The organism is Clostridium sp. AM58-1XD, assembly GCF_003464085.1.
Taxonomy (GTDB): domain Bacteria; phylum Bacillota; class Clostridia; order Lachnospirales; family Lachnospiraceae; genus Lachnoclostridium_A.
Window position 1 is genome coordinate 1 of the sequence record NZ_QSDR01000058.1, and the last position, 9,930, is coordinate 9,930.

6 protein-coding genes, 2 pseudogenes and 1 riboswitch are annotated in these 9,930 nt (G+C 48.5%); of the genes and pseudogenes, 3 read left to right on the forward strand and 5 right to left on the reverse strand.

The window, feature by feature from the left end:
* Positions 1-100: 100 nt before the first annotated feature.
* The 3 genes and pseudogenes from DXA13_RS20220 to DXA13_RS20230 all read left to right on the forward strand — a co-directional run bounded on the left by DXA13_RS20220 (position 101) and on the right by DXA13_RS20230 (position 2,605).
* Positions 101-480 (forward strand): annotated as a pseudogene (locus DXA13_RS20220) (GyrI-like domain-containing protein).
* Between the two features lie 47 nt (positions 481-527).
* Positions 528-611: riboswitch (ZMP/ZTP riboswitch) on the forward strand.
* A 68-nt stretch (positions 612-679) separates the two neighbouring features.
* On the forward strand, positions 680-1,393 hold the full coding sequence (locus DXA13_RS20225; protein ID WP_118246797.1) for an IMP cyclohydrolase: 714 nt from the start codon (positions 680-682) through the stop codon (positions 1,391-1,393).
* 33 nt (positions 1,394-1,426) lie between these two features.
* Positions 1,427-2,605: a phosphoribosylaminoimidazolecarboxamide formyltransferase gene (locus DXA13_RS20230; protein WP_118246798.1), complete on the forward strand. Its 1,179-nt coding sequence runs from the start codon at positions 1,427-1,429 to the stop codon at positions 2,603-2,605.
* A gap of 114 nt (positions 2,606-2,719) precedes the next feature.
* On the opposite strand, the gene DXA13_RS20235 is transcribed toward DXA13_RS20230, so the two are convergent.
* The 5 genes and pseudogenes from DXA13_RS20235 to DXA13_RS20255 all read right to left on the reverse strand — a co-directional run bounded on the left by DXA13_RS20235 (position 2,720) and on the right by DXA13_RS20255 (position 9,514).
* Positions 2,720-3,310, reverse strand: coding sequence for a flavodoxin family protein (locus tag DXA13_RS20235; protein WP_118246799.1), 591 nt, complete (start codon positions 3,308-3,310; stop codon positions 2,720-2,722).
* Entirely contained in the window at positions 3,307-3,951 is a 645-nt protein-coding gene (locus DXA13_RS20240; RefSeq protein WP_118246800.1) for a TetR/AcrR family transcriptional regulator, read from the reverse strand. The genes DXA13_RS20235 and DXA13_RS20240 overlap by 4 nt, the downstream gene beginning before the upstream one ends.
* A gap of 112 nt (positions 3,952-4,063) precedes the next feature.
* On the reverse strand, positions 4,064-5,479 hold the full coding sequence (purF, locus tag DXA13_RS20245; RefSeq protein WP_118246801.1) for an amidophosphoribosyltransferase: 1,416 nt from the start codon (positions 5,477-5,479) through the stop codon (positions 4,064-4,066).
* Positions 5,480-5,633: 154 nt separating this feature from the next.
* Positions 5,634-7,353, reverse strand: a pseudogene (locus tag DXA13_RS22600) (ammonium transporter).
* A 64-nt stretch (positions 7,354-7,417) separates the two neighbouring features.
* Entirely contained in the window at positions 7,418-9,514 is a 2,097-nt protein-coding gene (locus DXA13_RS20255; RefSeq protein ID WP_118246802.1) for a glutamine synthetase III, read from the reverse strand.
* Positions 9,515-9,930: the final 416 nt, after the last annotated feature.

Consider the following 9,930-nt stretch of genomic DNA (forward strand, 5'->3'; position numbering starts at 1 on the left):
TAATCAAATGAAACATATGGAAATACGAAATCGTAGATCTTGAAGAAAGAGAGGCAGCCGGTCTGGCAGCCCGCACCAATATCACGCGCCGGATATGGGAATGGTGATTGGAGGCCTCTGGGAGCAGTTTTATCAGAAGGGGATTTATACGTCCATTGCAGCAAAGGCTGATGGAAAAGCGCTGGGAATCTATGCGGACTACGAAGGCGACGAGCACGGTGACTATACGGTTATGGTAGGCTGTGCGGTGGAAGCGGCAGCTCAGCCCGAGGGGATTGTGGTCAGAACCATCCCGCCGGCCGATATGCGAAGTTTGTTGTAAAAGGACATATGATTAAAGCGGTATCCGACTTTTGGATGCAGCTGTGGAACATGGATCTTCCCAGATCATACGTGTGTGATTTTGAAGAATATCAGGACGGCGAGATGGAAAATGCAGAAATCCACATTTACATCGGACTGAAAGACGGACAGGAATAAACAGGAAAAAATACTTGCAATTCTTTCTGAAATCATTTAAGATGATAGAAAGGACGTGTGACTGACGGATAAGTGGAAGAGACCACAGGGAGCACGTGGAAGCGTAATAGTCGACCGTCTGGGCATCCTTATGAATAAAGGGTATCCAGATGGTCTTTTTTGTTTCACAAGAACTACGGAATCAGACAGGAGGAAAATCATGGAGAAATTATGTTTGGAAACAGAACTGAGGGAGAATTCCTATCCGGGAAGAGGGATTGTACTCGGGAGGACGCCTGACGGAACGAAGGCTGTTGCTGCTTATTTTATTATGGGCAGAAGCGAAAACAGCAGAAATCGTATTTTCATGGAAGAGGGAGAAGGTATCCGCACCCAGGCTTTCGATCCATCCAAGCTCACGGATCCAAGTCTGATCATCTACGCACCGGTACGGGTACTGGGCAATAAAACGATCGTTACGAATGGAGACCAGACAGACACGATCTATGAGGGAATGGATAAGCGGATGACATTTGAACAGTCATTGCGGTGCAGGGAATTTGAGCCGGACGGCCCTAATTATACTCCGCGCATTTCAGGAATCATGCACCTGGAAAGAGGAGCGTACAACTATGCCATGTCCATTTTAAAGAGCAGTAACGGAAATCCTGATAGTTGCAGCCGCTACACATTTGCATATGAGAATCCGGCGGCAGGAGAAGGTCATTTCATTCATACGTATCTGCATGACGGAAATCCGCTCCCGAGTTTTGAAGGAGAGCCGAAGCTGATTGGAACCATGGATGATATCGATGAATTTACAGATATGATGTGGAAGAATCTGAATGAAGACAATAAGGTGTCCCTGTTCGTACGGTATATTGACATCGCTTCAGGTAAATATGAGACGAGAATTGTAAACAAGAATCAGTAAAAGTGAGATATGGATAAGGAGGATGGAAGAATCATGAAAGAGTTAGAATTAAAGTACGGCTGTAATCCAAACCAGAAGCCGTCCAGAATTTTTATGGAGGGAACAGGAGAGCTTCCGATTAAGGTGTTGAGCGGAAAACCGGGATACATCAATTTTCTGGATGCATTCAACGGATGGCAGCTTGTAAAAGAACTGAAAGAGGCGACGGGCCTTCCGGCAGCCACATCCTTTAAACACGTTTCCCCGGCAGGGGCGGCGGTGGGCCTTCCTCTCGACGAGACGCTGGCGAAAATTTACTGGGTGGATGACATGGGAGAATTGTCTCCGCTGGCATGCGCCTATGCAAGAGCGCGGGGCGCGGACCGCATGTCCTCCTTTGGCGATTTCATTTCCCTTTCCGATGTCTGCGACGTGGATACGGCGAAGATCATCAAGAGAGAAGTTTCCGACGGCGTCATCGCTCCAGGCTATGAGCCGGAAGCGCTTGAAATTCTGAAATCCAAGAAGAACGGCAATTACAATGTAATTGAAATCGATCCATCCTACCGTCCGGATCCCATTGAGAGAAAACAGGTATTCGGTATTACATTCGAACAGGGGAGAAATGAACTGGACATCAACCGGGAACTCCTTTCTAATGTAGTTACGGCTAATAAAGAAATCCCGGATTCTGCAAAGATCGATCTGATTATATCCCTGATTACCCTCAAATATACTCAGTCCAATTCCGTTTGCTATGCAAAGGGCGGACAGGCCATTGGAATCGGAGCAGGCCAGCAGTCCCGTGTGCACTGTACAAGGCTGGCAGGCCAGAAGGCGGACAACTGGTTCCTCCGTCAGGCGCCTCAGGTGCTGAACCTCCAGTTTACAGATGGAATCCGCAGAGCAGATCGTGATAACGCCATTGACGTCTATATCGGGGATGACTATATGGACGTCCTTGCAGACGGAAGGTGGGAAAGCGTATTTAAAGTAAAGCCGCCTGTATTTACGAAAGAAGAAAAGAGAGCATGGCTTGATCAGATGCAGGATGTCGCCCTTGGCTCCGACGCATTCTTCCCATTTGGCGATAACATTGACCGCGCGTATAAGAGCGGCGTGAAGTATATTGCAGAGCCGGGAGGTTCCGTAAGGGATGACAACGTAATCGCCACATGCGATAAATACGGCATGGCGATGGCATTTACGGGAATCCGTCTGTTCCACCATTAATTTTATATGATAGGATGGATTCCTTCGCGGCTTTCGTATAATAGGGATGAAGCGCATTTTCCTCATATTCCGGTGGACAGGAAGGGGCTATGGCGGCAACAGCTGATTTGACTTTTACATCACTCTGATTTTATATGAACCTGAGAAACAGCGCCGTATTTTTTTCACAGTCCTGTCCGGGAGGTCAGGACTGCCCTTGGCGCCTGCCCAGGTTATCCGGCCCATGGATTTCATGCCGGAAGTTTTGAAAAATTCGTCCATAGCGCGAATGGCGCCTCTGCTTTGCCCGCAGATCCAGGAGAAGGGAAAGGGAGTATTGCATGAAGTCAGAATCAAATATTTTTGATTCTTGGAAAGCCGTGGTCTGGGGAAAGCGGCTGTGTCCTCCATGGCCGTTCCCAGCAGCCGGTCAAACATGTTTTTGACTGCGGCCGGCACATTTGCCCAGTATACGGGGGCGGACAGAACTACGGCGTCACAGCATTTTAAGAGCCTGGCGATTTTCTGAATACCGTCTTCATAAATGCAGATGCCATGCTGCATACACTTGCGGCAGCCAGTGCAAAAGGAAATATGTTCTTCATATAAATATATCGTTGTCACCTCCCAGCCGGCGTCTTCGGCAGTTTCGCAAGCCTGACTCAGCATGGCGGCAGAGGAACCGTTCTTATGAGGACTTCCCAGAATAGCAAGCAGTTTTTTCATCGCGACGCCTCCTGAGATAAGAGGGAACGGTATAAGGTATCGAAGCCGTATTGAAGAAAGGTTTCTTTTGAAAATCCCATCCTATGGACGATATAGTCCTGTTTGTCGGACGCCATGCGGATTAAACCGGAAATCATGGCCCACATGGAAAATACCGTAGGAAGGGGGAGGAGATCGGCGTGGAACACGCCCTCTTTTATTCCTCTTTCCAAATACTGAGCGAGGATCCGGTTAATCCGCTCTCCCACATCAAATATTTCCTTTTCTTCCGGAAAGAAGTCCGGTCTGTTAAAATCAATTCGTATCCCTTTCAGGACCGTGTCAAAGCAAAATGGAAATTCCTCCTGGTAGCGGACAAGAGAAGCGCATATACCGTCGTACTGGGCCTTCCTTTCCTGCTGCTGTTCCAATGCGGAGTCAATACATTCATAGAGCTTCACCATGCTTTTTAATGTCAGCAGTCCGATGATTTCGTCCTTATCCTTAAAATATACATATAAAGTCGCCTTGCTGTATCCGGCCTTTCCCGCAATATCATCCATAGTAACGGAAAGAACGCTTTTTTCTGTAAACAATTCTTCCGCCGCCGCGGTAATCCGTTCTCTGTGAATATCAGCCGATTCTTTTTTACGCCGCCCCATACAATATAATTCCCTTCGTAATTAATTAAACTATTAGTTTAATTAATTTTAACATGGATAAAAGAAAAGATCAACTGTTTATGAGAAAGTATATGGTATTTTCGGCAGCTGTTTAAGCCGGTTCCAGGATATTACGGATATCGCCTTCTGGGACTTCCATAGGATAATTGTGGTCAAAACAGGCGCGGCAGACAGGAAGTCCCTCCACCATTTTTGAAAGGTCTTTAATCTTCATATATCCAAGAGAATCTCCATCGATAAGACGGCATATTTCATTCGGAGTATGGGCAGAGGCGATCAGCTGTTTATTGGACGGCACATCTGTTCCGAAATAACAGGGGTATAGAAAAGGAGGGGAAGAGATTCTTACGTGGACTTCCAGCGCTCCGGCCTGTTTCAGCATACGGATCAGATTGGCCATGGTAGTTCCGCGTACGATGGAGTCGTCTACGAGAACGATCCGTTTTCCCCTGACCACATGCTCCAGTACGTTCAATTTCAGGCGTACGCTGTCTTCCCGCTCCTTTTGAGTCGGTTTTATGAAAGTGCGGCCTATGTAGCTGTTCTTATGGAATGCCAGGGCAAATGGTATTCCCGCTTTTTCCGAATAACCTTTTGCAGCCGCCAGGCCGGAATCTGGTACGCCGGTGACGAGGTCTGCATCAACAGGGTAGGAATCGGCCAGCGCGGCCCCGGCCCGGATTCTGGCGTCATAAACGCTGATCCCGTCCAAAGTGCTGTCGAGACGGGCAAAATAGATGTATTCGAAGATACAGTGAGCTTTCCGTTCCTGAGCCAGTTCCATATTGGAAGCCAGCCCTCCTTTTGTAATCGTCAGAATTTCTCCGGGACGGACGTCGCGTATAAATTCCGCTCCGATGGCGGTGAGAGCGCAGCTTTCGGATGCGAGGACCCATGAATTGCCTCTATGACCCAGACAAAGCGGTTTTAAACCATAGGGATCCCGCGCGCCGATCAGTTTTCTTGGGCTCATAACGACGAGGCCATAGGCGCCTTTGATTCTGGAAGCCGTTTTCAATATGGCTTCTTCTACGCTTTTTGTATGTATGCGTTCTCTTGCGATGAAATAGGCTATGACTTCCGAATCAATTGTTGTGCGGAAAATGGCTCCCGTATACTCCAATTCATGACGGAGTGCGGCAGCGTTAATCAGGTTGCCGTTATGAGCCAGGGCAAGGGTCCCTTTTACATAGTTCAATGCCAGAGGCTGGGCGTTTTCCAGATTCGTAGCGCCGCTGGTGGAATAGCGGACATGGCCGATCCCTATATTTCCGTGAAGACCGTCCAGAAGCTCCTCCTTAAACACTTCATTGACGAGTCCAAGCCCCTTATGGATACCAAGATTTCGCTTCGGCCCGTCTGTGGCGGATACAGCGATACCGCAGGATTCCTGGCCGCGATGCTGGAGAGAGGAGAGGCCGTAATAAATCGAGTGCGCTACATCTGTGCCGTCCAGATTATAGATTCCGAATACGCCGCATTCTTCCTTTAACTTATCGTCATTCATTTGAGTTATCCTCCTGTTATTCATTAACATCCCGTCGCGGAACGTTATTCTATGGCGAATTCTACCGGAAAACGCCGAAATGGGAGACCCCTCATCGGAGGGCCTCCCGTTTGAGATACCCGCCGCCGTTTTATGGCGGGTCAGAAAACTTTTATCAGATTTTATCCTGAAGCGCATCGTACCCTTCTTCACCTGTACGGATCTTGACTACATTCTGAATCTGGTATACGAAGATCTTTCCATCGCCGATCCGTCCCGTATGAAGGACTTTCTTTGCAGTTTCGATTACCTGGCTGACCGGCACCTTGCTTACAACGACTTCCACCTTAACTTTCGGAAGCAGATTTACATTGACCTCTACGCCGCGGTAGTACTGAAGAGAACCTTTCTGAATGCCGCATCCAAGGACATTGGTGATTGTTACGCCTGTAATTCCGATCTGGTTCAGAGCCTGAATGAGATCGTCTACCTTGTTCTGGCGGGTTATGATTACCACCTTGCTGAGAGACGGGCCGGAAACAGCGGCGGGAACAGGAGCCGCCGACGGTGCGGATGAAGCATCGGCGGCTACGCGTTCTTCGGAAATAAGCTCGCCTTCCACAGCGCGTTCGCCGATGCCGTCTCCAGACATAAAGTCCGCATAGCTGCTTGGAAGACCGTGCTCTCTGATATCCAGGCCGGCGATTTCTTCATCCCGGGAGACACGCAGGCCCATTGTGTGTTTAATCACCTGGAAAATTATAATCATGGTTACGGTCACCCAAAGGATAACACAGCCTACGCCGAGAAGCTGAATGCCCAGCTGGCTGAAGCCGCCTCCCATAAGAAGTCCCTTGTAAGCTGTGCCCGTGCCGTCTGAGAAGAGCCCGACACAGAGCGTACCGAAAGCGCCGCAGCAGCCATGGACGCCGACCGCGCCCACAGGATCGTCGACTTTTGCGATTTTATCGATGAATTCAATGGCAAGTACGACGAGAAAACCGGCGAAAATACCGATGATTGCTGCCGATACGGGGGAAACGGTATCACATCCCGCCGTGATTGCTACAAGACCTGCCAGAGAACCATTCAGCGTCATAGAAACGTCTGGCTTTTGATAGCGGAGCCAGGTGAAAAGCATTACGGTAACTGTAGCGACTGCAGTACACAGATTTGTAGTAACAAATACCTTGCCGGCAAGCGGGATTGAATCGCCTTCCATGGAAACGGTGGAACAGCCGTTAAAACCAAACCAGCAGAACCAGAGGATGAATACGCCAAGCGCGCCAAGGGTGAGGCTGTGGCCGGGAATGGCTTTTGATTTTCCGTTTTCGTCGTATTTACCGATACGCGGTCCAAGAATCATAGCGCCGATAAAGGCGGCGACGCCGCCGACCATATGAACGGCTGCAGAGCCGGCAAAGTCGTGGAATCCCATCTGAGCCAGCCAGCCGCCGCCCCAGATCCAGTGCCTGAAATCGGATAGACGACAAGACTGATTATCAGCTGTATACGCAATAAGCAGAAAATTTTGTACGCTCCGCCATAGCGCCGGAAACGATGGTGGCCGATGTGGCGCAGAAGACAGTCTGAAAGATCAGAAACGCATAAAATGGTACGCCGGACGGGAGCATCCCGCCGCCGTAGTTAGCTTCTTCAGCGATTCCTCCAATCAGTCCGAAGAAGCTGTTTCCTGCACCGAACATGATGCCGAAGCCGACGAGCCAGAATGCAGGAGTGCCGATACAGAAATCCATCAGGTTTTTCATGATGATATTTCCTGCGTTTTTTGCCCTGGTAAATCCTGTTTCGACCATTGCAAATCCAGCCTGCATAAAGAATACAAGGGCTGCGCCTACGAGTACCCAGATTGTGTTAACTGCACTAAAGTCCATAATATGTCCTCCTCATTTTCTTGAATTCTCCCGAATACCATCTCTTCAGAATGAAACGCCATTATTAAACGGAAAACAGAAGCTGGTCGTATGTCGGATACGGAAGAAGATCGTCAGGAATCAGGCTTTCAGCTTCATCCGCTGCGCCTCTGATTGTTTCCATCAGCCTGAGTACGGTATTGCAGTAATAATGGGCTCTTTCCAGAAAATCTTCAATGCCTTCCGCCTTAACCGTACCCGCTTCCAGTTCAACTGTATGAGCGGTGATTGACGCGGCCAGATCCGTCAACTTTGTAATGAGAGATACTTCGCATTCCGTGGAAATGGAAGGACAAAGAGATTTCTTCTCATTTGCAGCGACGGAAACCTGGCCCATATAATCATAAACAGAAGGAAGCAGATCCTTTTTCATCATTTCCGTCAGGGTTTTGGATTCGATGTGGATGACCTTGGAATAATTTTCCAGAATAATTTCATACCTGGCAAGGATTTCCGTTTCCGTAAATACCTTATGAGACAAAAAGAGTTCCTTATTCTTCTGGACTATAAACTGCTGGAGAGCGTCAGGCGTCGTCTTCAGGTTGTAAAGTCCCCTTTTTTCCGCTTCTCCTACCCATTCATCCGTATAGCCGTTACCATTGAAAATGATTTTCTTGTGGAGCAGAATCGCTTCCCGGATCAGGCGGTGAACGGCTGCGTTCATTTCTTCCACAGGAACGTCCTTTAATTTCTCGGAGAACTGGCGGAGCTCTTCCGCTACGGCCGTATTCAGGACCACGTTCGGACCGGAAACGGAGAGAGAGGAGCCGAGCATACGGAACTCAAATTTATTGCCGGTAAAAGCGAATGGAGAGGTGCGGTTACGATCCGTGGTATCACGGAAAAAGTGAGGCAGTACGTGAGCGCCTGTCTCCATCTGTATGGCTGCCTTTTCTGCGCATAACGTATTATTTTCGATGGATTTCAGAATATCGGTCAGTTCATCGCCGAGGAAAATAGAAACAATGGCAGGCGGAGCTTCGTTGGCGCCCAGACGATGGTCATTGCCTGCGCTGGCTACGGATATACGCATGAGATCCGCATAATCATCTACCGCGCTGATTACAGCTGTCAGAAAGATTAGAAACTGGATATTTTCAGCCGGAGTTTTTCCGGGATTTAAAAGATTCAGACCCGTATCGGTGACCATAGACCAGTTGTTGTGTTTGCCACTTCCGTTGATTCCTTCAAAAGGCTTTTCGTGAATCAAACAGGCCAGATCGTGTTTATCGGCCACTTTTTTCATGATTTCCATGGTCAGCTGGTTGTGGTCGACAGCTACGTTGGCCGTTTCAAAGACAGGCGCCAGTTCATGCTGTGCAGGAGCAACCTCGTTATGTTTTGTCTTGGCCGGAATTCCTACTTTCCACAGTTCTTCATCCAGTTCATGCATGAATGCAGATACTCTTGGCTTCAACACGCCGAAATAATGGTCTTCCATTTCCTGGCCCTTCGGAGCAGAAGCGCCGAACAGCGTCCTTCCGCAGAAGAGAAGATCCTTTCTGGCGCGGTACATCGCTTTATCTAAGAGAAAATATTCCTGTTCCGGTCCCACCGTTGTGGAAACGCTTTTAACCGCGGTATTGCCTAGAACATGAAGCAGCTGAACGGCCTCTTTGTTCAGCGCTTCCATAGAACGGAGGAGAGGCGTTTTCTTATCCAGGGCTTCTCCAGTATAGGAGCAGAAAGCGGTTGGTATGTAGAGCGTTCCATCTTTAATAAACGCTGGAGAAGTAGGATCCCATGATGTGTAACCTCTCGCTTCGAAAGTCGCGCGCAGGCCGCCGGATGGGAAACTGGAGGCATCCGGTTCGCCTTTAACAAGTTCCTTGCCGGAGAATTCCATAATTACGCCGCCGTCGCTTGGGGAAATAAAGCTGTCGTGTTTTTCAGCGGTGATGCCTGTCATGGGTTGGAACCAGTGGGTAAAATGAGTGGCTCCGTTTTCTACGGCCCATTCCTTCATCGCTACGGCGACTGCATTTGCCACGTCCAGCTCCAGATGGGTGTTGTTCTGGATCGTCTTGCGCAGCGCTCGATAGACGTCCTTCGGCAGTTTGCTGTGCATGACTTTGTCATTGAACACAAGACTTCCATACATTTCTGGGATATTCTTTGTCATAATGTGTAACACTCCTTTCTTTCAGAAGCTCCATTGTATTACAGCAGATATTCGAGAAGAAATATTCTGCAACACAAAAAGGACACTCCGTCCATGAACCTCATGAACGGAGCGCCCTCGCTCGCTATGCAATGTAGTATACACAATCTGCGGAGAATGTCAAGAACAAAAAAAAGTTTTTTTAGGGGTTTACAAATTTCCCAAAGTATCATATATTATTTCCCATAAGTAAAAATAGTGACGCGCCGTGAAAGCGCGGAACTATTTGCTACGGCTTGACCATAAGGTCAAGGCGGTTCCCGCGTGTTTTTTATGGAGCGAGGGCCGAGCGCAATAAAAAATGGTTAAAAAATATGAAAAGAGTCCGGCGAGCCAGACTCTTTTTTCTTGTTACATAGAAAAGTTCTCTGAACTAT